We start from the raw sequence: 26,371 nt of genomic DNA, 5'->3' as shown, positions 1-26,371 counted from the left end.
GGGGTGGTGCGGCCCTTCGACAAGCTCAGGGACCGGGGTCGACGGCGAGGAAGACGTTCTTCGTCTCAGTGAAGGCGAGCGGGGCGTCGGGACCGAGCTCGCGCCCGAGACCCGACTGCTTGAACCCGCCGAAGGGGGTGGAGTAGCGGACGGAGGAGTGGGAGTTGACGGACAGGTTGCCCGACTCCACCGCTCGAGCGGCCCGCATCGCACGGCCGATGTCGCGGGTCCAGATCGAGCCGGAGAGGCCGTACTCCGTGTCGTTCGCGAGGGTGAGGGCGTCAGCCTCGTCCTCGAAGGGCAGGACGGCGACGACGGGACCGAAGATCTCCTCCCGGACGGTGCGGTCGTCGCGGGCGGGCGTCAACACGGTCGGCGCGAACCAGTACCCCGGGCCGTCCGGGGCGCTCCCGGTGAAGGCGACCGGCGCACCCTCGGGCACGTACGAGCGCACGGCGGCCAGGTGCGGGGCGGAGACGAGCGGCCCCATCTCGGTGGCCTCGTCGTTCGGATCGCCGACGACCACACCCTGCACGGCCGGCTCCAACAGCTCCATGAACCGCTCGTACACGCTCCGCTGCACGAGGATCCGGCTCCGGGCACAGCAGTCCTGGCCCGCGTTCTCGAAGACGCCGTAGGGGGCGGCGGCGGCCGCGCGTTCGAGGTCGGCGTCTGCGAACACGATGTTGGCGCTCTTGCCGCCGAGTTCGAGGGTGACCCGCTTCACCTGCTCCGCCGCGCCGGCCATGATGCGCTTGCCGACGGCGGTCGATCCGGTGAAGACCACCTTCCGGACGGTCTCGTTCGTGACGAAGCGCTCGCCGACGACCGATCCGCGGCCCGGCAACACCTGGAACAGGCCCTCGGGGAGGCCGGACTCCAGGGCGAGTTCACCGAGACGGATGCTCGTCAGCGGTGTCCACTCCGCGGGCTTCAGGACCACGGCGTTGCCCGCCGCGAGCGCCGGTGCGAACCCCCAGGCGGCGATCGTCATCGGGAAGTTCCACGGGGTGATGATGCCGACGACGCCGAGCGGTTCGTGGAAGGTGAGGTCGATGCCCCCGGCGACGGGGATCTGCTGACCGAAGAGCCGTTCGGGTGACGCGGAGTAGTACTCGAGGACGTCGCGGACGTGACCGGCCTCCCACCGCGCCTGGGTGATGGGGTGGCCCGAGTTGACGACCTCGAGGCTCGCGAGGTGCTCGCGGTCGGCGTCGACCGATGCGGCGAAACGGCGGAGCGCCTGGGCGCGGTCGGCGGGGCTGACGGCCGCCCAGGCCCGCTGGGCGACGGCGGCGCGGGCGATGGCGGCGTCGGTCTCGGCGAGGTCGAGGTGCTCGACGGTCGTGACGACGTGCTCGTTCGCCGGATTGAGGATCGTGTAGCTCACGGTGCGGTGCTCCTGCTCTCGGTGCCGGGTGTGGTGCTGGTGCTGATTCCTGTTGTGGTCCCGGCGTCGCGGTGTCGACGCGCGGCGTCCACGAGCCCGGCGAAGAGACGCCGGTCGGCGGTCTCCTCCTCGGGGTGCCACTGCACGGCGAGACCGAAGGGGACCGTCGGCAGCTCGACCGCCTCGATGACGCCCTCTTCGGTACGGGCGGTGACGACGAGCCCGTCGGCGACGCGGTCGATCGACTGGTGGTGGTAGACGTGCACGTCGAGCTCGTCGTCGTCCTGCCGGAGCAGCGCGGCCAGTCGCGAGTCGGCGTCGATCGCGACGGTCTTCGGCCCGAAGACGCCCTCGCCGGGCTGGAAGGAGTCGTCGCCGACGAGGTCGGGGAGGTGCTGGACGAGCGTCCCGCCGAGCGCGACGTTCAGGAGTTGCGCGCCACGGCAGATGCCGAGGAACGGCAGCTCGGCGTCGATCGCCGCCGTGAGCAGCGCCTCCTCCCAGGCGTCCCGGTCCGTCCGTGGCCGACCCGTGCGTGGATGGGCGACCTGCCCGTACAGGCCGGGGTCGACGTCGGCGCCACCCGAGACGATGAGTCCGTCGAGGCGGGCGAGCACGGACGCGGCCACCGCTCGGGTGACCGGCTGGGGTGGGAGGAGGACCGCGATCCCGCCCGCATCCGTCACGGCGTCGAGGTACACCTTCGGGAGGAAGGACGCCGGGACGTCCCACACACCGGTCTGGGCCTGCTCGAGGTAGGTCGTGATGCCGATGAGCGGAGCGCTCGAGACGGGCGGGTCGGTCGCTGGGACGTTCGGGTCAGAGGCGTTCAAAGCCGCGCACCCGCTCCCAGTCCGTCACCGCGGCGTCGAAGGCGGCGAGTTCCACCTTCGCGAAGTTCAGGTAGTGGTCGACGACCTCGTCGCCGAAGGCCTCGCGGGCGATCGTCGACTGCGAGAAGAGCTCGGCCGCCTCCCGGAGCGACGTCGGGACGCGGGGCGCGCCGCCCGTGTAGGCGTTGCCGCTGGTCGGGTCCTCGAGCTCCAGTTCGTTCTCGATGCCGTGCAGTCCGGCGGCGATGAGCGCGGCGACGGCGAGGTACTGGTTGACGTCGCCGCCCGGTACCCGGTTCTCGACGCGCATGCCGAGCCCCCGGCCGACGACCCGGAGCGAGCACGTGCGGTTGTCGTGTCCCCAGGCGACGGCCGTCGGGGCGAAGCTGCCGTCGACGTAGCGCTTGTAGGAGTTGATGTTCGGGGCGAAGAACATCGTCAGCTCGCGCATCGCGGCGAGCTGCCCGGCCAGGAAGTGCCGGAAGAGTTTCGACATGCCGTCGGGCGCGTCGGGGTCCGCGAACACGGCCGAACCGTCCTCGCCACGGAGGCTGATGTGGATGTGGCAGCTGTTGCCCTCGCGTTCGTCGAACTTCGCCATGAACGTGAGGCTCTTGCCGTGGGCGTCGGCGATCTCCTTCGCCCCGTTCTTGTAGATCGAGTGGTTGTCGCAGGTGACGAGGGCGTGGTCGTAGCGGAACGCGATCTCCTGCTGCCCGAGGTTGCACTCGCCCTTGACGCCCTCGCAGTACATGCCGGCGCCGTCCATGGCGTTGCGGATGTCGCGCAGCAACGGTTCCATGCGGGTCGACGCGAGGATCGCGTAGTCGATGTTGTAGTCGGTGGCGGGGGTCAGCTTCGTGTAGTCCTTCGCCCAGGCCTCCCGGAAGGTGTCGTCGAAGACGAGGAACTCGAGCTCCGTGCCGACGAACGGGACGAGGCCGCGTTCGGCGAGCCGTTCGAGCTGGGCGATGAGGATCTGACGGGGCGAAGCGACCACGGGGGCGTCGTCGAGCCACTGGAGGTCGGCGGTGACGAGGGCCGTGCCCGGCAGCCAGGGTGCGCGGCGGAGGGTCGAGAAGTCGGGGATCATCGCCATGTCGCCGTAGCCGCGTTCCCAACTCGACATCGCGTAGCCGTCGACCGTGTTCATCTCGACGTCGACCGCGAGCAGGTAGTTGCAGCACTCCGCCCCGTGCTCGGCGACGTCCTCGACGAAGAGGCGGGCCGAGACGCGTTTGCCGACGAGTCGGCCCTGCATGTCGGTGAACGCGAGGATCACGGTGTCGATCTCGCGCGCGGCGACGGCCGTCGTGAGCTCCTCGAGCGTCAGGTTTCCTGAGCGTGGGTGCATGGCAGCTCCTCGTTGATCCGGGGGACCCGTCGTCGGCGTTCTGCCTCGATGGAGAACTGAAAGGTCGCGAACTCGACCATTACATCACAGTGCCTCCAGCGGATCGATGCATTTGTGAGACGGATTTCCTCGCAAAGGTATGTACACGCGACCATTGCAGGTCCTAGAGTCGGGCCAACCGAATCTGACGACGTTGTGCGAGCCCGACGAGCGCGCAACCCGAGCGACAGGACGCATCGATGGCTGACGACACGCGCAAGATCTCCGGGGTGACCTACACCGCGGCCGGCGAGGGGTACTTCGAGAAACGCAGCCTGAAGCGGTCGGCCGGGGTGTGGGGTCTCTGGGGCCTCGCCGTCGCGGCGGTCATCTCCGGGGACTTCTCCGGCTGGAACTTCGGCATCGACTTCGCCGGGTTCGGCGGCATGCTCATCGCCTTCGTCATCCTCGTCGCGATGTACTACGGCATGATCTTCTCGATCGGGGAGATGGCCGCGGCGATGCCGCACACCGGTGGGGCCTACTCCTTCGCGAGAGCGGCGATGGGTCCGCTCGGCGGGTTCGTGACCGGCCTCGCGGAGACCATCGAGTACGTCGCGACCACGGCCGTGATCGTGTACTTCTCGGCCTCCTACGCCGACGCCATCACGAGCGAGCTGCTCGGCTTCTCCATGCCGTCGCCCGTGTGGTGGGCCATCCTGTACGTCGCGTTCATCGCGCTCAACTCCGCCGGTGCGAGCATCTCCTTCCGCTTCGCGATCGTCGTCTCGATCATCTCCATCGGCATCCTGCTCGTCTTCTCCGCGATGGCGATCTTCTCCGGCCAGTTCGCCTGGGCGAACCTGTTCGACATCGCCCCCGACGCGGGCCAGACGGAGTTCCTGCCGCACGGCGTCCTCCCGATCCTGTTCGCCCTGCCCTTCGCGATGTGGTTCTTCCTCGGCATCGAGGAGCTGCCGCTCGCGGCGGAGGAGTCCCACAACCCGGTGCGCGACATCCCGAAGGCCGGGTTCTGGGCTCGTGGCACGCTCATCGTGACCGGCCTCCTCGTCCTCTTCCTCAACACCGGCGTCATCGGTGCCGAGGCGACCGGGACGGCAGGGGAGCCCCTGCTCGACGGTTTCCGGGCCATCGTCGGTGACGGTGCGGCGGCGGTCCTCGCCCTCTTCGCGCTCATCGGGCTCCTCGCCTCGCTGCAGGGCATCATGTTCGCCTACGGTCGCAACATGTACTCGCTGTCCCGCGCCGGGTACTACCCGCGGTTCCTCTCCCTCACCGGCAAGCGGCAGACGCCGTGGGTGGCCCTCGTGGCCGGGGCGATCATCGGGTTCATCGCGTTGCTCATCGTCGACGCGGCCGGCGGATCGGGCGGCGTCGCCGGGGCGATCGTGCTGAACATCGCGGTCTGGGGTGCGGTGCTCGCGTACCTCATGCAGATGATCGCGTTCCTGCTGCTGCGGAAGAAGTTCCCGAACGCCAAGCGGCCCTACCTCAGCCCGTGGGGTGTGCCGGGGGCGGTCATCGCGGCCGTCATCGCCGCGCTCATCTTCGTCGGCTTCCTGCTCAACCCGACGTTCCTCCCGGCGATCATCGCGATCGTCGTCGTCTACGTCGTCATGCTGGTCGCCTTCGCGGTCTGGGGTCGCCACCGGCTCGTCATGTCACCGGAGGAGGAGTACGCGGTCTCGGGTGGTCTGCACGGCGACCCGGCGACGGACGGCTACGGCGGCGCGACCGAGGCGGAGCTGCTCGCAGCCGACCGTCCCGAGGACCCGGGCTCCGGCACCGCGCGTTGACCCCCGGACGCAGCCGCCCCGACGCAGGACGGAGGCGGCGTGGCGTCCCCGAGCCCCGGCGAGTCGTGCCCGACACGCCGGGGCTCTCCCGCGTCGGGGATGTGGAACGCCCCCATCCGGGCGACTGCGGCGATGGGGGTCACAGCTTGTAGACTCGTCGACGTGACGGACGCACGAGCTCAGCTCATTGACCACATCTCGGCGGAAGCCGTGTTCCACGGTGACTTCACCCTGACGAGCGGCAAGAAAGCGACGTACTACGTCGACCTCCGCAAAGTGAGCCTCGACCACCGCGTCGCGCCCCTCATCGGGCAGGTCATGATCGACCTCATCGCCGACGTCCCCGACGTCTTCGCGGTCGGTGGCCTCACCATGGGCGCCGACCCGGTGGCCGCCGCGATCCTGCACCAGGGTGCCGCGCGCGGACTCACCTACGACGCGTTCGTCGTCCGCAAGGAGCCGAAGGACCACGGCCGCGGCAAGCAGGTCGAGGGCCCCGACCTCCAGGGCAAGCGCGTGATCGTGCTGGAGGACACCTCGACCACCGGTGGCTCACCGCTCAAGGCGGCCGAGGCCCTCGAGAAGGTCGGAGCCGAGGTGGTCGCCGTCGCCGTCGTCGTCGACCGCGCGACCGGCGCCCGCGAGATCATCGAGGCCGCGGGCTACCAGTACCTGGCCGCGATCGGCCTGGAAGACCTGGGACTCGTCTGATGTCCGGCGACGGAACCGGACGCGGCGGGGCCGGGCTTCCGGACGAACCCGCGGACGGAACCGACTGGCTGCTCTCGCAGCTCGACGCCGACGACACGGAGGCGATCGAGACGCAGCCCGCCACCGACGCGGTCGACGAGCACCCGTCTGCTGCCGTCGCTCCGTCGCCCGTCGACGACGACGACCGGACGCGCGTCCTCCCGGTCGTCGGCGACGCCGCTGCTCAGTCCGCTGCTTCGCCGGTGCCCGCGCCGGTCCCGGCAGAGCCCCAGTGGTCCGCGCCGTCCGTGCCGGATGCGCCCGCGACCCCGACGGCCACTGAGCCGACGCCGGCTCCGGTCGAGCCGCTTCCCGCTCCCGTCGAGCCGACGCCCGCTCCCGTCGAGCCGCCGCCCGCCGCCCCGGCCACTGGTCCCGGTGAGTTCGCGAGCGAGGCCGAACTCCTCGCCTGGTGGCAGAGCCAGGTGCCGAACCCGGCCGACGACCCGACCCCGGTCCCTGCGCCGCCGACGCCGGATGCCCCCAGCGCGGAGCCCGCCGCCCCCGTCGCGCCTGCGGCCCCGGCCGACCCGATGCCCGAGGAAGCTCCCGTCCGGTCGGAGGGGCTGCGGCACCCGAACGCCCTCGAGCTCCCGGTCGTTCCACCGACCCCTGCCCCGGCTTCACCGGTGCCGCCCGCCCGCAACGAGCTGACGGTCGACACCGACTCCGTCCTCCAGCACGCGCCCGCCGGTACCTTCCGGCCCGCGCCCACGAACCCGGTCGTCCTGCCACCGGTCGACGACGAGCCCTGGAGCCTCGGTGGCAGCGACGACACCGAGGCCGGTCCAGTGGCCCCGGAGGACGTCTCGACGGCCGTTCTGCCCACGGCCCGAGCACTTGCAGCCGACGACCCGGCGGCCTGGGCCGCGGTCGAAGCAGAAGAGACCGCCGCGACGACCTCCACCTCGACGCCCGCCGGTGGCACGCCCGCCGCACCGCTGCCGCCCACCGCCCCGCCGGCGACGCCGATGCCGACGCCCACCGCGGCGGACCACGATGTGCCGTCCGGCTCCGCGACGACGCCCGACACCGAAGTGCAGGACGACGATCTCCCGGAGGGCTCCTGGAGCCTCTCCGAGACGTTCGGCGACGACGTCCTCGGTGGCGAGACCGTCGAGGTCCGTGACACGACGATCGACGCTTCGGCGCCCTCCGACACAGGACTCGACGAAGCCCCGGACGACGAAGCAGCTACCGACGACGTCTGGACCGCCGCGCCGGCGAGTGCCGACGCCTCGGCACCGCGCACGGATCCGCTGGCCTGGTTGACGGAACCGTTCGGTGAGACGTTCGGCGCCGCGCCGGTGGCACCGGAGGAGCAGCCGTCCGAGGAACCGCAGGGGGAGCCGGTCGACGAGGCGCCCCAGCAGGTCGACACCGCGGACGAATCCGTCGCCGTCGCCGCCACCGATGAGGCGACGTCCCCGTCCGCGAGCGAGCCGGTCCAGCCGACGGCCGACTCGGACCCCGAGTCCGCATCCGACGGCATCGTCGCCTCCGAGCCGATCACCCCCGCGGCACCGTTCCGCTGGGACACGGTCGCATCGGCGTCGCCCGCGAGTGCAGCGGAGCCGACCTCGCCCGCCGACGTCCCGTGGCCCGAGACGGTCCCCGACGTCGACGCCGAGCCGCTCGATGAGACGCGGCCGTTCGACAGCCTCGGCGGTCCGGGCTTCTCGGCCCTTGCGGGTGCCGCAGCCGCAGCAGCAGCCGTTCCTCCGGCGCCGACACCCGACGCCGATGCCGAGCCCGGCCGTGACGATGCGCCGGTCGACGACGACGCGACGGACACCGCCGACGTCCCGCCGGCCTTCGGCCCGCCGACCCCGAAGGCCGAGCGTTCCATCACGGAGCTCATCTCCCTCGACGGCGTGCAACCCGAGCCGACGGTCAGCCCCTTCGGCACCGCACCGTTCGTGTGGGACCTCGCGCCGAATGACGCCCTCGACCCGCTCGTTCACGCGGCTCCCACGACCCAGCCCATCCCGGTCCCGCCGGTGGAGTGGGAGGGCGCCGAGTCGACAGCCGTGAGTGCGGAGTCCCCCTCTGAGCTCGCGCTCGAGGGTGAGGTGCCCGATGCCGCGTTCATCGCAGGCGACGTCCAGCCCTTCGCTCCGGGCCTCGCCGCCGTCACGCTCGGTCGTCCGCTCGTCGACGGACCCGGTGACGAGTTCGCCAGCTGGACCGACGACGCGACCGAGACCGACGGCTCCGCGCCGGACGCCGCACCGATCGTCCCCGCCGCGAACGACACGGTCGACCTCTTCCCGACGCTGTCACTCGGTGGGTTCGACGCAGCCGTCGCGGCCGGCGGCCTCGCCGCCGCAGGGGCCGCAACCGCTGCCGGTGCCGCTTCCGGCATCGGCTCGGGCGAGAACACCGACGACACGGAGACCTCGGCCGACCTCGACGCCGACTCCGCTCCCGAGACGGCACCGACCCCGGTCACCGGGACTCCTGCTCCCGAGACCCCGGCGTTCGCCGTCGACCCGGAGGAGCTCGACGACGAATTCGACGAGGAGATCCTCGAGTTCGACGCCGTCCCGCTCGCTGCAGCGGGCGTCACACCGCTTCCGTCGTTCGTGCCGGACGGCGCAGTCGCCGACGGTGCGACCGATCCCACCGCGGATGCCGCCGCGTCGGATGCCCCACTCGCCGACGAGGGCTCGATCGACCCTGAGCCGATCGGCGAGCCCGAGCCGGTCAGCGAGGAGCTGCGGCTCGAGTCGCTGTTCGACCTCGGACCTGAGACGGATGCGGTCCAGGTCGCCCCGACCGATGACGCTGCGATCGACGGTGAGCCGGCTGCCACGCCGCTCGCCGACACCGAGCAGGCCGACGACACGGCCACGGTCGCCCCTTCCGAGCCGTCCGATCAGCCGGACGCCACCGCCACGGCCGAGGCGGCCTCGGCACGGTCGCTCGCCGACGCCTTCGCCGCCGAGGGCGGCTGGTCGCTCCAGGCCGACGCGATTGCCGACCCTGATCTCCCGCTCGCCCCCATCCCGGGCCTCGTCGCCGCCGACGGTACCGATGTCGACGGCACGGACGCCGACGACGACACCGGCGGGTCACGACGAACCGGGGCCCACGCTGCCGGAGACGATGACAACGCTGCGGACACCTCCCCGGTGGCCGAGCCCGATGTCGCCTCGGACACCGCGCCCACACCAGTGACCCCCGCCTCGGTGTCCGTCTTCGGCGCACACGCCGCCGCCGTCCCCTCGCAGGGGCCGATCGCGAACGTGCCGCAGACGGCCCCGGCCGCGCTCCCCGGCGAGACGGTCGCGTTCCCGGAACTCGATGGCGCGAGCGCGCTCACGACCCCGGCCGCGGCCGCGGGTATCGTCGGTGCCACCTTGCCGCCTCAGGCCACGCAGTCCGCTCCCGACCGCGACCTCCCCGAATACCGCGGAGAGCACGCGGATCAGGGCATCCCGAAGGCGCTGCTCTGGGCGGTCGTCGGCCTGGGCGCCGCCGTGCTGCTCCTGCTCGCGTTCTACTTCGGAACGCTCGTCGGTGCTGCGAACGCGGCCGGTGCGGCTGCAGACGCCACGCTGCCGAGCGCCTCCGCGGGATGGTCGGCGGCCGAGGTCCCGGACACCCTCTGACGACGCACCTGACGCCGTCGCGGGTCAGGCGACGTCGATGACGGTCACGCCCGTCGAGCGGTCGCCGGACGCCAGGGCGGCGAGTGCTGCCGGTGCTTGGTCGAGGCCGATGCGGTGCTCGATGAGGTCCTGCGGGCGCAGCGCGCCGCTCGCGACGAGGTCGAGCAGCTCCGAGTAGTCGGACGCGGGCATGCCGTGGCTGCCGTGGAGCGACAGCTCCTGCGAGATGATGCGCGGCAACGGGAGGGTCGGTTCGCTCGAGAACAGCCCGATCTGCACCTGACGGCCCATCGGTGCCAGCGCGAGGAGGCTGAGGCGCATCGTGGACTCGCGCCCGAGGGCTTCGACCGACACCTGCACGCCCGCCGGTGCGGCTTCGGCGATGCGCGCGAGGACGGCGGCCTCGTCGAGCCCGCTCGAGTCGATCGTGTGCGTGACGCCGATCGACGCCGCACGCGCGAGGGCCGAGGCGTCGATGTCGACGGCGATGACCTCGGCACCGAGTGCGACGCCGATCATGGCCGCGCTCAGCCCGACGCCGCCGCAACCGACGACAAGGAGGCGCTCCCCGCTGCGGAGCCCGGCGCGGTGGACGAGCCCGCGGAAGGCCGTTGCGAACCGGCACCCGAGGAGGGCGGCGGCTCCGGCGTCGAGGGACTCGGGCACCGGAATGAGGTTGACGTCGGCGTCGTGCAGGGCGACGAGCTCCGCGTAGGAACCCCAGTGGGTGAAGCCCGGCTGCGTCTGGTTCGGGCAGACCTGCCCGTTCCCGGCGAGGCACTGGGCGCAGCGTCCGCACGCGCACACGAAGGGCACCGTGACGCGGTCGCCCACGCGGAACCGCTCGACGGCGGGGCCGACGGCGTGGATGCGCCCGACGAGTTCGTGGCCGGGCACGTGGGGGAGGGCGATGCCGTCATCGTGCCCGAGCCAGCCGTGCGCATCGCTCCGGCAGAGACCCGTGGTCTCCACCCGCACCACGACGCCGGCGTCGGACGGCACCGGATCCGGGAGGTCGCGGACCTCGGGCTCGGCGGTGAACTGGTCGTAGACGACGGCGCGCATGGAAGTCCTCGGTGCGGTGCAGTGCGGTGCGGGGCGGAGTGGATCGGTGGGGCTGGTGGTGGCGGCAGGGCCTAGATCTCGACCTCGACGGGCTCAGTCTTCACGAGGTCGATGACGCCGCTCAGGATCTCGTTCGGACGGAACGGGTAGCGGTTGATCTCGGCCTCGTCGCTGATGCCCGTGAGCACGAGGATCGTGTGGAGACCGGCCTCGATGCCCGCGACGATGTCGGTGTCCATGCGGTCGCCGATCATGCCGGTGTTCTCCGAGTGGGCGCCGATCTTGTTGAGCGCCGATCGGAACATCATCGGGTTCGGCTTGCCGACGACGTAGGGCTCCATGCCGGTGGCCTTCGTGATGAGGGCCGCGATGGCGCCGGTCGCCGGAAGCGGGCCGTCCTTGCTCGGTCCGGTCGCGTCCGGATTCGTCACGATGAAGCGTGCGCCACCGGCGATGAGGCGGATCGCCTTGGTGATGGCCTCGAACGAGTAGTTGCGGGTCTCGCCGACGACCACGTAGTCGGGGTTCGTCTCCGTCATGGTGAAGCCGGCCTCGTGGATGGCCGTGGTGATCCCGGCCTCCCCGATGACGAAGGCCGAGCCGCCCGGCTCCTGCTCGGCCAGGAAGGCGGCCGTCGCGAGGGCGGAGGTCCAGATGAACTCCTCGGGCACGTCGAGGCCGGAGGCACGCAGTCGGGCGCTCAGGTCTCGCGGGGTGAAGATCGAGTTGTTGGTGAGCACCAGGAAGGGTGTCCGCTGGTCCTGCCACTGCTGCAGGAGCGCGGCGGCACCCGGGAGGGCGTGGTTCTCATGGACGAGCACGCCGTCCATGTCGGTGAGCCAGCATTCGACCTCGTCGCGTCGTGACATGCGTTCCTCCAGGTGCTCCGTGCGGGCTGCGCGAGCGCTGCGCCGCGGGGGTGGCGCGGCGTCGGGCCCGGACCTCCAGTGTGGCACGGCGCGGGTAGGGTTGGCTGGTGCCAGAGACCCCGCTCCACCCGGACGACCCGGTCGTCGGCCCTGATCAGGCTGAGAGTCCGATGGCCGGCGTCGGTCCGTGGCAGGGGGAGTGGCCGGACGACCCCTGGTACGACCCCGCGCTGCTGCGCGACGGCGACACCCGGAACGTCGTCGACCGCTACCGCTACTGGTCGATGGAGGCCATCGTCGCCGACATCGACGACCACCGCCACCCGTTCCACGTCGCCATCGAGAACTGGCAGCACGACATGAACATCGGCTCGATCGTGCGCACCGCCAACGCGTTCGCCGCCGACACCGTCCACATCGTCGGACGCCGTCGCTGGAACAAGCGCGGAGCCATGGTGACCGACCGCTACCAGCACGTCGAGCACCACGTCGACGTCGCGGCGCTCGTCGCCTGGGCGTCGGCGGCCGAGCTGCCGATCGTCGCGATCGACAACGTGCCGGGATCGGTCCCGATCGAGACGTTCAGGCTTCCCGAGCGGTGCCTGCTCCTCTTCGGACAGGAGGGGCCGGGGCTCTCGCCGGAGGCGCTCGCCGCGGCCGATGCGGTGCTCGAGATCACCCAGTTCGGGTCGACGAGATCGATCAACGCGTCCGCGGCAGCGGCCGTCGCGATGCACACCTGGGTCATGCAGCACGTCTCCTTCGACGCATCCTGATCGGGTTGGCCCCCGTCCGCGGGTGGTTTCCGACGGCACCGTTGCGCCTACCTCAGGAACACCTCAAGATTCCCTCAATTGACCCCGCGGTCCCCCAAAGTGCCGACACCGCGCGGCATACTGTCTAGCGGAGCAACACTCCACCGCTGAACCCGAATCCCTCCGGCACCCGAAGCCACCGAGGGCCACCGCACGGACCCGAATCCGTGCGGTGCGAATCGGCGGTCACCCGAAGGATGAATCGAAGATGACGCACCGTTCTGCCCTGGGAGCCTCGCCCGAACGAGGAACCCACCCGTCCAAGGTCCGTGGCATCGCCGCGCTCGCCGTCCCCGCAGCCCTCGCGGTCGCCCTCATCGTCGGCGTCGCCGCGCCGGCGCAGGCCGACGCCCGGGTCGACGAGGCGTCGAGCTCGATCAGTGCGACACAGACCGGCTCGGGCGAGCTCATCGCTCCGGCCGGTGCGTTGTTCGCCTCGCTCCTCATCTGGGGAGCCGGAGCCGCGTTCGCGACTCGTCGTCGGATGCTTGCCGAACAGCGCGAGGCGGCGTCGCTGCTCTCCAGCTGAGCAGCGCGCTGCACCCGCAGCTGGTCGCCGTGGCCCGAACCACGTCGCACAGCTGCTCCAGACGGAACGCGCCCGTTCCGTCGCACCGGTGGCCGCCGGGAGTCCCCCCACTCCCGGCGGCCTCCGGTGTTTCCGGGGTACGACGGAGGGTTCTCCGCGACGGACGACGGCCGGTCCGTCCGGTGGCTCGACGACGTTCCGGAGAATCTGCCGCGTTCCGCGTCATGATCGCGCCTCCGGTCGATCACTCAAGGGAGTGCAACGCTGTCGGGCGGACCCGAACCCGGATCGACGCGGCGCTCGGACGCCGACGTCGAACGATGCCCGACCCGAATGGGCGTCGCACGCAGCAGGCTGACCACACGCGCCGGAGCGTCGTCCCACCCGAGGACGACGCTCCTGCGCGGGCTCCTGCGCGCTCGACCGGTGCCTAGCCGATGAGGCTCGGCCGGAGGTCGCGGAGCGTCCTGGCGTGCGTCATCCGCGTCACGCCGATCGCCGAGAGGCTGAGCGCGATCGCCAGCCAGGCGAGCAGGACCCCGGCGTCCTGCAGGGCGGCGTCCATCCGTCCCCCGTACATCAGCTGGCGCATGCCGTCGACGGCGTAGGACATCGGGAGCACGTGATGCAGGGCTGCGAGCGGCGCCGGGAGTGTCTGCCAGGGGAACGTCCCGCCGGCGGTGACGAGCTGGGCGACCATGAGCACCAGGCCGAGGAACTGCCCGACGCTGCCGAACCACACGTTGAGGGTCAGGATGATCGCCGCGAAGGTGAGGGACGCGAGCGCCATCATCCCGTAGGTCGCGAGCGGGTTGTGGACCTCGAAGTGCAGGGCACCGGCGAGGATCCCGAACAGCGCGACCATCTGGATCGTGCCGAGGAGGCCCGGCGTGAGCCAGCCGGCGACGGTCACCTTGATGGGGCTGTGCAGCGCCGTGATCGCGCGCCGCGACACCGGCTTGACGATCAGGAAGAGCGCGTAGATGCCGATCCAGGCGGCGAGGCTGACGAAGAACGGCGCGAGTCCGGCTCCGTAGGTGCCCGCGCTCGTCACCGAGGAGTTGGTCAGTTTGACCGGATCGGCGATCGTCTTGGCCTGGAGTTCGCGGGAGTCCGCGGTGGTCGCGGGGATGGCGTCCGCGCCGGACTGCAGACCGTCGCGGAGGGTGACGATGCCGTCACGGAGGGTGCCGAGGCCCGTCTGCAGGGTCGTGAGGCCGGTCTGCAGCGATGCGGCACCGTCGGCGGCCTGCTGCGTCCCCGAGGCGAGCGCGGGCATGGCGTCACTCAGCGTCCGAGCGCCTCCCGCGACCTGCTGGGCGCCGCTGTTCAGCTGGTCGACCTGCGACACGACGGTCTGGACGCGCTCGTTCGCCGTGGTGGCGTCGGCGGCCACCGGGTCGAGCAGTGCCAGCACCTGGGCGATCTGCTCGGGGGTGAAGCCGTTCTCCGCGAGGGTCTGGGAGATCTGCGCGCGGGCCGTGGGGATCGAGTCCACGAGTCGCTGGGCGGCCGCGCCGACCTCGTCGCCCTTGCCGGCGAGGGTCGACGTCCCGGATGCCACCTGCTCGGCGCCCGAGGCCAGCTGGTCGGTCTGAGCGGGGAGGCTGGCCGTCCCCGAGGCGATCTGCGCGGTGCCGGAGGCGAGGGTCGCCGCACCGGCCTGGGCGGTCCCGGCGCCGTCGAAGGCCTGCTGTGCGCCGTCGGCCAACTGCGTCGCGCCCGAGGTGGCGTCGACGAGCTTCGTCTTGATGGTGTCGAGCGCGATGAGGAACCGGCCGGCGGCCTGGCGGTTCACCGTCTGCACGATGGTCGCCTTGATCTGCTTGACGGCCTGCTCGCCGATCGTCGTCGCCAGGTAGCTGTTGGCGTCGTTGGTGGTGAGCTGCACCGTCGCCTGCTGCGGGGCGTCGCCCGACGCGGAGGTGAGGGAGGTCGAGAAGTCGGCGGGGATCGTGACGCTGAAGTCGAAGGTCCCGTCGTTCACGCCCCGGGCGGCGTCGGCCGCGCTGACCTCGTGCCAGGCGAACGATCCGTCCTCGATCAGTTGGTCGGCGATGTCGTCGCCGTAGTTCTCCGTCTCGCCGGTCGCGTCGCCGGTGGTGTCGTCGGTCGCCGGCGCACCGGTGTCCTCGACGACGAGCGCCACGGGCACCTGGTCGAGCTTGGCGTACGGGTCCTGGTTCGCCCAGAGGTACAGGCCGCCGTAGAGCAGCGGGACACACATGAGGGCGATGAGGGCGAGCCGCGACATGGGCGTGGCCCACAGGCGGGACAGTTCAGCGCGGATCATCGCGAAGATCTTCACAGGAGGTCCTTCTGGGGACGGGTGGTGCGGGATGAGGGGAGGGCTGGACGGTCGTGGTGCACGGTGTGCGTCACGACCAGTCCTGCTGGAAGAGGGGGACGAGTTCGTCCGTGGCGTTCTCGGACACCGGGGCGTCGGCGGTGGCGTTGATGGCGGTCGCCGAGGCGTCACCGGCGATCACGAGGACGCCGTAGCCACGGGCGGCGAGCTTGCGGGCGAGGTTCCACCACTCGAGCGGGTCGCCGCCGTGGCGGTCGGGGGAGACGAGGACGAGCGCGGTGACGTCCTCCCGGAGGACCGCGAGCTCGGTGAGGAGCCGCACGCGGTCGGTCGGCGCGACGGTCGAGATCGGCTGCTTCGCGAGGTGCGCGAGGTCGAGTGACTCGAGGAACCGCGCGACGGCGAAGGGGTGGCTCGCCCGGCCGGCGAACATGAGCTCTTCGGCGACGACGCCGGAGACCGCGACGCCGCTGGCCGGTTCGGAGACGTCGGGGGCGTCGATGAGGGCGATCACGCGGCGCATCGTCTTGCGGTCGGTCGCTCCGTCGACGAGGACGGTCCCGGTGTCGGGCTTCATGCGGCCGGAGGCGATGAGGCCGAGGACGGTCGGACGCTGCTCGGTCTCGGCGCGGGCGAAGGTCGCCTCGCCAGTCCGGAAGGACAGGGAGGTCGGCTCGAGGACGATGCCGCCCTTGCCCTTGGAGACGCCGTCGAGTTCAACGCGCATGGGAGGACTCCTCGTTCGTGCCGGTGCCGGTGGTGTGGCGGTGGGTGTCTGCGTGTTCGGTGTCGGCGCGGTCGACGACCGCCGTGGCGTCCTGCCACGACAGGCCGACCGCCCCGAGGGTGGCGAGCATGACGAGGCGGCGGCCGGCACTCGTCGAGAGGCCGGATCGGGTCGCCTCTTCGAGCACCCCGACGGCCGTGCTCTCGACGAGTCGGGCGAGGACCCCGGCGTCGATGTCGGGGCGGATGGAACCGTCCGCGACACCGGCCTCGACGGTGCGGAGGAGGAGGGTCCGAACGGGTTCGAGGGCGGCTGCCGTGACTGCGCGGAGCGGCCCGCGGACGGCGAGCGGCGCCATGATGCGGACGTGGTCCACCTGGGCCCAGAGGACGTCGCCGATGAGCGCGATGGTGGTGAGCGGGTCGCCGCCCCGGACGGCCGTGATCGACGAGGCGACGCGCTCGGCCCCCGCCACGACGACGGCGTTCACGAGCTCGTCGCGCGTGGCGAAGTGTCCGTACACCGAACGGCGGGTGAGGCCGGCGGCTGCCGCGATGGTCTCGAGGCTGGCGTCGGGGTCGCTGCGGAGCGCCAGGCGGGCGGCTTCGAGCAGCGCGACCCGGTTCTCGGCGGCGTCGCGACGAGGGGCGCGCGACCCGCTCGCAGGCGCTTGGGTGGTGGTCATGACAGCGATCGTACTATCTTGCACAGTGGTGTGCAATATCGATGTCGGCGGATGCGGCGAGCTCTCAGCGAGGGCTGCCAGCTTCCTCCCACGCCGGGCCCCGGGAACGGAGCTATGGTTGAACGATGACCGGTGAGAATCTGATGGCAACCCCTCCGACACTGCTGCCGGACGACAGCGCCACCGATGCCGAGTTCCACGCGGCCGTCGGTTCGATCGAGGCACTGGCGGACCTCCTCGCGGCCCACCCCCGCTCCTCGCTCGGCTGGGCACTCCTCGCCGACGCGGTCCACGACCCCCAGTCGCCGATCCCCGGCTACGCGGCCGCACGGGTCGGGTACCACCGCGGCTTGGACTCACTCCGCGCCGCCGGCTGGCGGGGTCAGGGCCCGATCCCGTGGTCGCACGCGCCGAACCGCGGGGTGCTGCGCTCGCTCTACGCGCTCCGTCGCTCCGCGAAGGCGATCGGCGAGACCGAGGAGGTCGAGCGTCTCGACACCTTCCTGCGCGAGGCCGACCCCACCGCGTCGGAGGAGATCGAGTACCTCGTCGCGGCCGCGGCCCCGCCGACCTCCGCGATCGTCATCCTCGGCTCCGACTAGCCCTTCCCGGTCCCTGAGTCTGTCGATCCCCGGTTCCTGAGCCTGTCGATCCCCGGTTCCTGAGCTCCATCCCCGGTCCCTGAGCTCCATCTCCGGTCCCTGAGCCTGTCGAAGGGCAGGCCGCGTCCCCGGTTCCTGAGCCGGTCGAAGGGCAGGGCCGACGCCCTACAGGCCGAGCGACTCCAGGTACGCCGCGGTATCCTGCCAGCCGTGCACGGCCACCGACGGCACCCCGAGTGCGAGGACCGGGTAGTCGTTGCCGCCCTCGTCGAGACGGTCGCCGACGAAGACCATCTCCTCCAGCGGGATGCCCGTGTGCTCGGCGAGCCGTGTCATGCCGAACGCCTTGTCGACGCCCGCCATGGTGATGTCGACGGAGGTCGAGCCGCCGGAGCGGACCTCGAGGTCGGGGAGCAGCGCCTGCACGGCGGCGCGCAGCGACTCCTTCTTCGCGCCGTCGGGGTCCCAGGCGGTCTTCTCGGCGACCGGCGCGGCCTGCCCGAGGGCGGAGAAGGTGATCTGCGAGCCGCGGTCCTCGAGGATCGGTCCCCAGGTCTCGTCGGCCCAGAGGCCGAGTCGCTTGGCCTCGGTCTCGAGCGCGCCCATGGCGCGGGCCTTCTGGTCGTCGGTGAGGTCGTGCTTGTAGACGGTGACCCACGCGGTGCCGTCGAAGCGGTCGTACCGGGTGCCGCAGGTGGGCATGAGGTGCAGTCGGCCGAGGGCCTCGGGCGACGCGGCTCCGAGCCGGTCGAGCACCTGGTTCTGGAACTGCACGATCTGGCCGCCCGAGATGATGCACACCGAGGTGCGTTCGAGGAGTGCGACGAACAGTTCGGCCATGCGAGGGTCGAGCGCGGACTTCGACGGGGCGAGGGTGTCGTCGAGGTCGAAGGCGACGAGGCGCGGCAGGGAGGTCATGGGTTCCGTTCGGTCGGTCGAGAGGACGGTCGTCGAGGGCGATCGGCAGGCAGGACGGCCGCCCGAGGCCTGAACATCCCCTCATGGTATCGAGCGCAGCCTGGGACTCGGTGCCCGTGACCCTCCTCCGGTACGATGGAGGGGTGCGTGCACGAGACGCCCGCCCGCAGAGGGTGGGCGTCCGGCCTGTCAGGGCGTGGTTCCCCAGCGGATCCGCCGGGCACACGAGAATCCGGAAGGGGCGGCATCCAGATGCCAGCAATCGTGATCGTCGGCGCCCAGTGGGGCGACGAAGGCAAGGGGAAGGCCACCGACCTGCTCGGTGACCGCATCGACTACGTCGTGAAGTTCAACGGCGGCAACAACGCGGGGCACACGGTCGTCATCGGTGACGAGAAGTACGCGCTCCACCTCCTGCCGTCCGGCATCCTGACGAGCGGCGTCGTCCCCGTCATCTCCAACGGTGTCGTCATCGACATCGAGGTGCTGTTCCACGAGCTCGAGGCACTTCAGGCCCGCGGCATCGACGTCTCGCGCCTCCTCGTGAGCGCCAACGCGCACGTCATCACCCAGTACCACCGCACCATCGACAAGGTGACGGAGCGCTTCCTCGGCAAGCGCCAGATCGGCACCACCGGCCGTGGCATCGGCCCGGCCTACGCCGACAAGATCAACCGCGTCGGCATCCGCATCCAGGACCTCTTCGACGAGAACATCCTGCGCCAGAAGGTCGAGGGCGCCCTCGACCAGAAGAACCACTTGCTGGTCAAGGTCTTCAACCGCCGCGCCATCACGGTCGACGAGATCGTGGCCGACCTCCTCGCCTACGCCGAGCGACTCCGCCCGATGGTGGCGGACACCGCGCTCGTGCTGAACGAGGCGCTCGACGACGGCAAGATCGTCCTCTTCGAGGGCGGCCAGGCCACGATGCTCGACGTCGACCACGGCACCTACCCCTTCGTCACCTCCTCCAACGCGACCTCGGGTGGTGCGGCCACCGGCTCCGGTGTCGCCCCGAACCGCCTCGACCGCGTCATCGGCATCGTCAAGGCCTACACGACCCGCGTCGGCGCCGGCCCGTTCCCGACCGAGCTGTTCGACGAGTCCGGCGACTACCTCCGCTCGAAGGGCTTCGAGTTCGGCACGACGACCGGCCGCCCGCGTCGCGTCGGCTGGTACGACGCCCCGATCGCCCGGTACGCGGCGCGCATCAACGGTGTCACCGACTTCGTCCTGACGAAGCTCGACATCCTCGACGACCTCGCCACCATCCCGGTGTGCGTCGCCTACGAGGTCGACGGCGTCCGGGTCGACGAGGTGCCGGTCTCGCAGACCGACTTCCACCACGCCGTCCCGATCTACGAGGAGTTCCCCGGCTGGCAGGAGGACATCACCGGTGTCCGCCGCTTCGAGGACCTCCCGAAGAACGCCCAGGACTACGTGCTGGCGCTCGAGGCGATGAGTGGTTCGCGCATCTCCGCGATCGGCGTGGGTCCCGGCCGCGACGCGATCGTCGTGCGTCACGACCTCGTCGACTGATCCGAGCAGCGGACGACGAGCGTCGAACGCGTCATGGTGGACGAATCCAGTCAGCCGTCCCTGCCCGGGCTGCCACCGGTCGAGGAGCTCACGAGCGGTGAGGTCAGGCCTCGCCCGGCGGTTCGTGCCCAGCGCGACGCCGGTGCGCTCGACCCGCGGGTCCGGCGCGCTCTGGCGACCCTCGATGACGATCCCGACCTCTCGTTGGTCACCCTCGCGAACGCCCTCGGCATCACCCGCGCGACGCTCATCCGGATCGTGCGTGAGGCGATCGGCATGACCCCGAAGGAGTACGCGGCCGGTGTCCGCGCCCGCCGCGCCTCCTGAGCGGGCGCCGGTGTCAGACGGCGCAGGTGGGAGACTGTGGGGGTGAGCGACGACAACCCTTACCTCCTGCTCGGTTCCTACACCTCGGAGGCCGACGGCACCGGTGCCGGCATCAGTCTGCTGCGCCAGGACGAGGCGGGCACCCTCCGCCTCGTGCAGTCGTCGGAGGCGCAGTCGCCCTCGTTCCTGACCCTGCACCCGACGCTGCCGATCGTCTACGCGGCGAGCGAGTCGACCGGGGCCGTCGAGGCGTTCAAGCGCTCCGGAGAGTTCGGGCTCGCGCCGTTCGGCAAGCCCATCGAAGCCGGCGACTCGGTGTGCCACGTCGCGACGGTCCCCGGTGCCGACGTCCTCATCGCGAGTTGCTACGGCGACGGTCGGGTTGTGACCGTCCCGCTCGCGGAGAACGCGGCGTTCGCGGGTGAACCGAAGCTCGGTGAGACCTCGGTCGACCCCTGGGCGTCGCCCACCGCGCTCGCTGCGGAGTCAGCCGACGCGGGAGAGGACGCACTCACGCTCCTCGCGCTGGAGGCCGCCGTCGGCGAGGCGCTGCCGTCCCGACCGTCGCGTGCGCACGCCTCGGCACTCCTCCCGGACGGCCGCATCGCGACCACCGACCTCGGCCACGACACGGTCCGCATCTGGCAGCTCCGGGGGTCGCGGTTGGTGCTCGACCACACCGTGGTGTTCCCGCGAGGCACGGGTCCGCGACACCTCGTCGTCCACCCGAGCGGCCACCTCCACGTCATCACGGAGTACTCGGTCGAGGTCTTCACCCTCGGCGTCGACGGCACGGACGGGCACTGGCACATGCTCGCAGCGACCGTCGCGACGTCGGAGGGCGTGTCCGAGGGCGACACGGGTGCCGAGATCAGCCTCGCCGCCTCGCGGGAGCAGCTGCACGTCGGCGTCCGCGGGAGCGACCGTATCGCGACGTTGCGCGTCACCGGCGACGGTTCGCGGGTCGAGGCCGTGGCCGACGTCGAGTGCGGCGGGACGATGCCGCGCCACCACCGGGAGTCGGGTCGCTTCCTGCACGTCGCGAACCAGCTGTCGAACTCCATCGCGAGCTTCCGGCTCGACGAGCGCACGGGGGTCCCGACGACGCTCCTCGGGACGCTCGACGCCGGTTCGCCCACCTGCCTCATCCTCGCCTGATCGCGAGACCGGTCCTCGCGCGACGCCCGCCACCGGATACGGTGGAACGGTGACCGCACGACGCCCTGAGCCCCGCCCCATCGACGGCCGGACCATCCGCCTGGAACCGCTGGACCGCGCGCACTATCCGGAGCTGTTCACGGCGATCGTGCACCCGGAGGTCTTCGCCGGCGGGTACGGCGGCGGGCCGGCGGGATTGCCGACGACGCAGGCCGAATTCGACGCATTCGCCGACGGCTACTTCACGACCGGCGTGCGGAACACCTACGTCATCCGGCTCGTCGGCGGCGAGCACGACGGGCTCCTCGTCGGCACGTCCACGCTCGGCGACTTCGACGAACCGGGGGAGGCCGCCCACCTCGGCTGGACGGCGTACGACCCGCGCGTCTGGGGCACCGCCGTCAACGCCGAGACGAAGCTGCTGCTCCTCGGGCTCGCGTTCGAGGCAGGCTTCGGCCGAGTGAAGATCCAGGCCGACGAACGCAACGAGCGCTCGCGCACCGCGATCCTGCGCCTCGGGGCCACGTTCGAGGGGCTCATCCGCCGCGACAAGCAGCGGGCCGACGGTACGTGGCGGACCACCGCGCTGTTCTCCGTGCTCGCCGAGGAGTGGCCGGAGGTCCGGTCCGGTCTCGAGGAGCGCCTCGCCAGGAGCCCCGGCCCCGTCGCCCTCCGCGGCTGACGCGGCCCCGGAGCCCCTCCTCGCCCGGCCCCTGCGCCCCCCGCCCGGTCCCTGAGCACCGCGCCCGGTCCCTGAGCACCGCGCCCGGTCCCTGAGCACCGCGCCCGGTCCCTGAGCACCGCGCCCGGTCCCTGAGCACCCCGCCCGGTCCCTGAGCCTGTCGAAGGGCGGTCCTCCCGGTGCTGCCCCTGCCCTTCGACAGGCTCAGGGGCCAGAGGACGGCCTGGGCGATGGCGACGGGCACTGTTCACCTGCGCGACACCGGCAGGCCCCGATCGCGCTACGTCGCGACCCTAGCTTGTCCTCCAGACGACGGACGCGGTATCCGACGGCCCGACAGCACGGGCGGCCGCCGACGTCACTGGAGGAACCGTGAACACCAGGCGTATGACCGCCCTCGCCATCGTCGCGCTCGCAGCGACCGCGCTCACCGCATGCTCCGCCGGAGCGGACACCGGAGCCGGCTCCGACGTCGACGCCAAGCAGGCGACCTCCGCCGAGGACTTCGGCGGGATGGACGCGCTCGTCGAGGCGGCGAAGGCCGAGGGCCAGCTCAACGTCATCGCCCTCCCCGACACCTGGGCGAACTACGGGAAGATCATCTCCGCGTTCGAGGACAAGTACGACATCACGGTCAACTCGGCCGACCCCGACGTCTCGAGCGCCGAGGAGATCACGGCCGCGAAGAACCAGCAGGGTCAGGACACCGCTCCCGACGTCTTCGATCTCGGCTCCGCCGTCGCCCTCGACAACCTCGACCAGTTCGCGCCGTACCAGGTCGCCAACTGGGACGACATCCCGGAGGGCTCGAAGGAGAAGACCGGCCTGTGGGTCTACGACTACACCGGCCTCGTCTCCATCGGCTACGACGCGGACGCCGTCCCGGCACCGAAGTCCCTCGACGACCTCCTCGGCTCCGAGTTCGCGGGCAAGGTCGCGCTGAACGGCGACCCGACCCAGGCCGGTGCCGCCGCAGCCGGCGTCTACCTCGCCGCCCTGCAGTCCGGTGGTTCGGCCGACGACATCCAGCCCGGTGTCGACTTCTTCCAGAAGCTCAACCAGGCGGGCAACTTCCTGCCCCTCGACCCGACCCCCGCGACCATCGCCTCGGGTGAGACCCCCGTCGTGATCGACTGGAGCTACAACAACCTCGCCGCGGCGACCGAGAACGAGGGCCAGCGCAACTGGAAGACCACCGTCCTCCCGGGTTCGGCCGTCGGCAGCTACTACAACCAGGCTGTCAACGTGGATGCCCCGCACCCCGCGGCCGCGCGGCTCTGGCAGGAGTTCATCTTCAGCCCCGAGGCGCAGAACCTGTACCTCGCCGCCGGCGCGTACCCGTCGACCCTCGCCGCGATGGTCGAGGCCGACACCGTCGACCAGCAGGCCCTCGACGCCGTGGGCGAGATGCCCGCCGACCTCGTGCAGTTCACGCCCGAGCAGACCGAGCAGGCCACCTCGCTGCTCGCCGAGAAGTGGGCGGCAGCGATCTCCTGATGAGTGCCTCCGCCACCAGGCGGAGTGAGGCGGGGTCGGCACACACCGGCCCCGCCGTCTCGCTCCCGCCGACCAATGCATCGGATGCCTCGACCGAACCCGCCGCGGCGCGCCCCCGCCGCCGTCCGCGCTTGGCGCTCCTCGGCCTGACGCCGTTCGCCCTGTACGCCCTGCTCTTCCTCGCGGTCCCGACGTTCCTCGCCCTCGCCACCGGCTTCTTCGACGGCGACGGTGCGTTCACGCTCGACAACCTCACGGCGCTCGCCGAGCCGGCGGTCCTCGGGGCCTTCGCCAGCTCCTTCTGGGTCTCCGCCGTCACCGCGGTCGCCGGAGCCGTCATCGGGGCCCTCGTCTGCTACGCGCTCCTCGCGGTCCGACCCGACGGGCTCATCCGCACCTTCGTCGATGCGGCCTCGAGCGTCCTCGCCCAGTTCGGCGGCGTCATGCTCGCCTTCGCCTTCATCGCGACCATCGGCATCCAGGGCCTCGTGACGGTGTTCCTCAAGGACCGCCTCGGGGTCGACCTCTTCGCCGACGGCGTCTGGCTCTACCAGGTCCCCGGGCTCCTCCTGCCGTACCTGTACTTCCAGGTGCCGCTCATGGTCATCACCTTCATGCCCGCGATGGAGGGGTTGAAGCGGACCTGGTCCGAGGCGAACGCGACCCTCGGCGGCACGCGCTTCACCTACTGGACCCGGATCGCGATGCCGATCCTCGCCCCCTCCTTCCTCGGGTCGCTCCTGCTGTTGTTCGCGAACGCGTTCTCGAGCTATGCCACCGCCGCCGCGCTCATCAGCCAGGGGGCGCAGATCGTGCCGCTGCAGATCCGCGGTGCCCTCATCAGCGAGACCGTACTGGGCCGGGAGAACCTCGCCGGTTCGCTCGCGATCGGGATGATCGTCGTGATGGTCGTCATGATGACGGCCTACTCCGCCCTGCAGGCGCGGACGGAACGGTGGCAGCGATGAGCGCCGTCCGCGACTCGGCCACGCCGTCGAAGCTCACGAGCCGCATCATCCTCGTCGTCGTCGCGGTCGTGTTCGCCGTCCCGATCCTGTCGATGGTCGAGTTCACCCTGCGCGCCGGGATCGACGGCGGCCACGACCTCGGGCACTGGGCCGCGATCCTCGACCCGGAGAACTCGCGGAAGTACCGGGTGCTCTTCCAGGGCATCGGCAACTCCGTCGTGCTCGCCGCGGTGACCGTGCTGATCGTCGTGGTGCTCCTGCTACCGACGATGATCCTCGTCAAGCTCCGCTTCCCGAAGCTGCAGCGCGTCCTCGAGTTCGTCTGCATCATCCCGATCACCGTCCCGGCCATCGTGCTCGTCGTCGGACTCGCGCCGGTCTACTCGGTCGTGGCCAGGCTCCTCGGCAGTGCGCCGTGGACGCTCGCGTTCGCCTACGGGATCACGGTGCTGCCGTACGCCTACCGGGCGATCGCGGCGAACCTGCAGTCGGTCGACGTCGGCACCCTCGCCGAGGCCGCGCGCACGCTCGGCGCCGGCTGGGGGACCGTCCTCGTCCGCGTCCTGCTGCCCAATCTGCGTCGCGGCGTGCTGACGGCGTCGGTCATCTCGGTCGCCGTCGTCCTCGGTGAGTACACGATCGCCTCGCTCCTCGGACGCAACACGCTGCAGACCTCGCTCGTGCAGGTGTCGAAGAGCGACCCCTTCGTGGCGGTGGCCTTCGCGCTATTGGCGCTCGCCTTCGCCTTCGTCCTGCTGTTCATCATCGGCCGCGTCGGATCGATCCGACGCATCAGGGAGACACCATGACCACCATCGACCAGTCGGCACCCGCAGCGACGCCTGGAGACGGACGCCCGGCCGGCGCAGCGGTGCGGTTCGATCGCGTCGTGAAGGACTACGGCTCGGGTGCCCGCGCCCTCGACGGCGTGAGCCTCGACCTCGCGCCCGGCGAGTTCGTCGCGCTGCTGGGGCCGTCGGGGTGCGGGAAGACGACCGCGCTCCGCAGCCTGGCGGGACTCGAGGACATCACCTCGGGGAGTGTGCTCATCGACGGGGTCGACGTCGTGTCCGTGCCGACGAACAAGCGCGACATCGGCATGGTGTTCCAGTCGTACTCGCTGTTCCCGCACCTCACGGTGCTCGAGAACGTCGAGTTCGGCCTGCGCATGCGGAAGGTGCCCGCGGCCGAGCGACGGACGCGTGCCGCCGAGAGTCTCGACCTCGTCGGCCTCGGCCACCTCGCCGCCCGCTACGCCCACCAGCTGTCGGGTGGGCAGCAGCAGCGCGTCGCCCTCGCCCGGGCGTTGGTCACGCGTCCTCGGGTCCTCCTCCTCGACGAGCCGCTCAGCGCCCTCGACGCCAAGGTGCGCGTCCAGTTGCGCGACGAGATCCGTCGGATCCAGTCGGAGCTGCAGATCACGACCCTCTTCGTGACGCACGACCAGGAGGAGGCGCTCGCCGTCGCAGACCGGGTCGCCGTCATGCGCGCCGGCGTCATCGAGCAGATCGGCACACCGGAGGAGCTCTACTCGCGGCCGTCGTCGCCGTTCGTCGCGGAGTTCATCGGCCTGAGCAACCGGATCGCGGGGGAGCTCGTGCCCGGCGGGGTCGAGGTGCTCGGGCAGGTGCTGCCGGTGATCGGCGAGCAGCCGGGGGACGGGGCCGTCGTCGCGCTCGTCCGGCCTGAGGACGTCGTGTTCACCGACGCGACGGAGCCCGCGGTCGGGTCCGCTGCGGTCGTGCTCACGTCCAGCTTCCTCGGCCCGGTGCGTCGCACGACCGTCGAGCTGCCGGACGGCACGCTGGTCGCGGTGCAGCACGGTGCGACGGAACGGCTGGAGGCGGAGGAGTCCGTCCGCATCCGCTTCGCCGGTCGCCCGGTCCCTGTGCAGACGGCCTGAGCACCGGTCCCTGAGCCCGCCACCGGTCCCTGAGCCCGCCAC

The 26,371-nt window shown here is 71.2% G+C and carries 23 protein-coding genes; 14 read left to right on the top strand and 9 right to left on the bottom strand.

Features of this window, described 5'->3' with window-relative positions:
• Positions 1–25 precede the first annotated feature (25 nt).
• From B9Y95_RS10955 to B9Y95_RS10945, 3 genes are read right to left on the bottom strand one after another with little or no spacing between them, the layout of a single operon-like run.
• Positions 26–1,390: an aldehyde dehydrogenase family protein gene (locus B9Y95_RS10955; protein WP_085511904.1), complete on the bottom strand. Its 1,365-nt coding sequence runs from the start codon at positions 1,388–1,390 to the stop codon at positions 26–28.
• Positions 1,387–2,223 carry a gamma-glutamyl-gamma-aminobutyrate hydrolase family protein gene (locus B9Y95_RS10950; RefSeq protein ID WP_085511903.1) on the bottom strand — a complete coding sequence of 279 codons (837 nt, stop codon included), beginning with the start codon at positions 2,221–2,223 and terminating at the stop codon, positions 1,387–1,389. Before B9Y95_RS10950 ends, B9Y95_RS10955 begins: the two co-directional genes overlap by 4 nt.
• Entirely contained in the window at positions 2,210–3,577 is a 1,368-nt protein-coding gene (locus tag B9Y95_RS10945) for a glutamine synthetase family protein (protein WP_071262237.1), read from the bottom strand. Before B9Y95_RS10945 ends, B9Y95_RS10950 begins: the two co-directional genes overlap by 14 nt.
• Before the next feature lie 239 nt (positions 3,578–3,816).
• Between B9Y95_RS10945 and B9Y95_RS10940 the strand changes: the two genes are divergently transcribed.
• The 3 genes from B9Y95_RS10940 to B9Y95_RS20850 all read left to right on the top strand — a co-directional run bounded on the left by B9Y95_RS10940 (position 3,817) and on the right by B9Y95_RS20850 (position 9,737).
• On the top strand, positions 3,817–5,373 hold the full coding sequence (locus B9Y95_RS10940; RefSeq protein ID WP_085511902.1) for an amino acid permease: 1,557 nt from the start codon (positions 3,817–3,819) through the stop codon (positions 5,371–5,373).
• Between the two features lie 162 nt (positions 5,374–5,535).
• On the top strand, positions 5,536–6,084 hold the full coding sequence (gene pyrE / locus B9Y95_RS10935; RefSeq protein WP_175116436.1) for an orotate phosphoribosyltransferase: 549 nt from the start codon (positions 5,536–5,538) through the stop codon (positions 6,082–6,084).
• Positions 6,084–9,737, top strand: coding sequence for a hypothetical protein (locus B9Y95_RS20850; protein WP_085511901.1), 3,654 nt, complete (start codon positions 6,084–6,086; stop codon positions 9,735–9,737). The genes pyrE and B9Y95_RS20850 overlap by 1 nt, the downstream gene beginning before the upstream one ends.
• Before the next feature lie 24 nt (positions 9,738–9,761).
• Here B9Y95_RS20850 and B9Y95_RS10925 read toward each other — a convergent pair whose 3' ends face one another.
• On the bottom strand, positions 9,762–10,802 hold the full coding sequence (locus tag B9Y95_RS10925; RefSeq protein ID WP_085511900.1) for an alcohol dehydrogenase catalytic domain-containing protein: 1,041 nt from the start codon (positions 10,800–10,802) through the stop codon (positions 9,762–9,764).
• Positions 10,803–10,873: 71 nt separating this feature from the next.
• Positions 10,874–11,671 (bottom strand): HAD-IIA family hydrolase, encoded by a 798-nt coding sequence (locus tag B9Y95_RS10920; RefSeq protein WP_079705004.1) that lies wholly within the window; start codon positions 11,669–11,671, stop codon positions 10,874–10,876.
• 170 nt (positions 11,672–11,841) lie between these two features.
• Here B9Y95_RS10920 and B9Y95_RS10915 point away from each other — a divergent pair, with 170 nt between their 5' ends.
• Both B9Y95_RS10915 and B9Y95_RS10910 read left to right on the top strand, forming a co-directional pair.
• Positions 11,842–12,447: a TrmH family RNA methyltransferase gene (locus tag B9Y95_RS10915; protein ID WP_085511899.1), complete on the top strand. Its 606-nt coding sequence runs from the start codon at positions 11,842–11,844 to the stop codon at positions 12,445–12,447.
• A gap of 247 nt (positions 12,448–12,694) precedes the next feature.
• Entirely contained in the window at positions 12,695–13,015 is a 321-nt protein-coding gene (locus B9Y95_RS10910) for a hypothetical protein (protein ID WP_085511898.1), read from the top strand.
• A 430-nt stretch (positions 13,016–13,445) separates the two neighbouring features.
• Here the strand turns inward: B9Y95_RS10910 and B9Y95_RS10905 are convergent, their stop codons facing one another.
• The 3 genes from B9Y95_RS10905 to B9Y95_RS10895 all read right to left on the bottom strand — a co-directional run bounded on the left by B9Y95_RS10905 (position 13,446) and on the right by B9Y95_RS10895 (position 16,735).
• Entirely contained in the window at positions 13,446–15,323 is a 1,878-nt protein-coding gene (locus B9Y95_RS10905) for a YhgE/Pip family protein (RefSeq protein ID WP_085511897.1), read from the bottom strand.
• 70 nt (positions 15,324–15,393) lie between these two features.
• A complete protein-coding gene (locus tag B9Y95_RS10900; RefSeq protein WP_064295550.1) occupies positions 15,394–16,050 on the bottom strand; it encodes an ATP-binding cassette domain-containing protein in 657 nt (218 codons plus the stop codon).
• Positions 16,040–16,735 carry a TetR/AcrR family transcriptional regulator gene (locus B9Y95_RS10895; protein WP_085511896.1) on the bottom strand — a complete coding sequence of 232 codons (696 nt, stop codon included), beginning with the start codon at positions 16,733–16,735 and terminating at the stop codon, positions 16,040–16,042. The genes B9Y95_RS10900 and B9Y95_RS10895 overlap by 11 nt, the downstream gene beginning before the upstream one ends.
• A 125-nt stretch (positions 16,736–16,860) precedes the next feature.
• On the opposite strand from B9Y95_RS10895, the gene B9Y95_RS10890 reads away from it, so the two are divergent.
• Complete coding sequence (locus B9Y95_RS10890) at positions 16,861–17,337, top strand: DUF3151 domain-containing protein (RefSeq protein WP_064295552.1); 477 nt, start codon at positions 16,861–16,863, stop codon at positions 17,335–17,337.
• 165 nt (positions 17,338–17,502) lie between these two features.
• Here B9Y95_RS10890 and B9Y95_RS10885 read toward each other — a convergent pair whose 3' ends face one another.
• A complete protein-coding gene (locus B9Y95_RS10885; protein WP_064295553.1) occupies positions 17,503–18,255 on the bottom strand; it encodes an HAD-IIB family hydrolase in 753 nt (250 codons plus the stop codon).
• Between the two features lie 252 nt (positions 18,256–18,507).
• Here B9Y95_RS10885 and B9Y95_RS10880 point away from each other — a divergent pair, with 252 nt between their 5' ends.
• The 8 genes from B9Y95_RS10880 to B9Y95_RS10845 all read left to right on the top strand — a co-directional run bounded on the left by B9Y95_RS10880 (position 18,508) and on the right by B9Y95_RS10845 (position 26,329).
• Positions 18,508–19,794: an adenylosuccinate synthase gene (locus tag B9Y95_RS10880; RefSeq protein WP_064295554.1), complete on the top strand. Its 1,287-nt coding sequence runs from the start codon at positions 18,508–18,510 to the stop codon at positions 19,792–19,794.
• 33 nt (positions 19,795–19,827) lie between these two features.
• Positions 19,828–20,121 (top strand): winged helix-turn-helix transcriptional regulator, encoded by a 294-nt coding sequence (locus B9Y95_RS10875; RefSeq protein ID WP_085511895.1) that lies wholly within the window; start codon positions 19,828–19,830, stop codon positions 20,119–20,121.
• A 42-nt stretch (positions 20,122–20,163) separates the two neighbouring features.
• A complete protein-coding gene (locus B9Y95_RS10870) occupies positions 20,164–21,279 on the top strand; it encodes a lactonase family protein (RefSeq protein ID WP_159453386.1) in 1,116 nt (371 codons plus the stop codon).
• A 49-nt stretch (positions 21,280–21,328) separates the two neighbouring features.
• The gene (locus B9Y95_RS10865) at positions 21,329–21,961 is read left to right on the top strand and encodes a GNAT family N-acetyltransferase (RefSeq protein ID WP_085511893.1); all 633 of its coding nucleotides are present in this window, start codon (positions 21,329–21,331) and stop codon (positions 21,959–21,961) included.
• A 387-nt stretch (positions 21,962–22,348) separates the two neighbouring features.
• Positions 22,349–23,458 (top strand): ABC transporter substrate-binding protein, encoded by a 1,110-nt coding sequence (locus B9Y95_RS10860; RefSeq protein WP_085511892.1) that lies wholly within the window; start codon positions 22,349–22,351, stop codon positions 23,456–23,458.
• A complete protein-coding gene (locus tag B9Y95_RS10855; RefSeq protein WP_234994083.1) occupies positions 23,458–24,426 on the top strand; it encodes an ABC transporter permease in 969 nt (322 codons plus the stop codon). Before B9Y95_RS10860 ends, B9Y95_RS10855 begins: the two co-directional genes overlap by 1 nt.
• Positions 24,423–25,235, top strand: a complete 813-nt coding sequence (locus B9Y95_RS10850) for an ABC transporter permease (RefSeq protein WP_085512186.1) — start codon at positions 24,423–24,425, stop codon at positions 25,233–25,235. Before B9Y95_RS10855 ends, B9Y95_RS10850 begins: the two co-directional genes overlap by 4 nt.
• Positions 25,232–26,329, top strand: a complete 1,098-nt coding sequence (locus tag B9Y95_RS10845) for an ABC transporter ATP-binding protein (protein WP_085511891.1) — start codon at positions 25,232–25,234, stop codon at positions 26,327–26,329. Before B9Y95_RS10850 ends, B9Y95_RS10845 begins: the two co-directional genes overlap by 4 nt.
• The last annotated feature ends 42 nt before the right edge of the window (positions 26,330–26,371 follow it).

The organism is Plantibacter flavus, assembly GCF_900177615.1.
GTDB classification, from domain to species: Bacteria; Actinomycetota; Actinomycetes; order Actinomycetales; family Microbacteriaceae; genus Plantibacter; species Plantibacter flavus.
The sequence above is the reverse complement of the archived record's forward strand: the minus strand, read 5'-3'. Positions and strand labels throughout refer to the sequence as shown.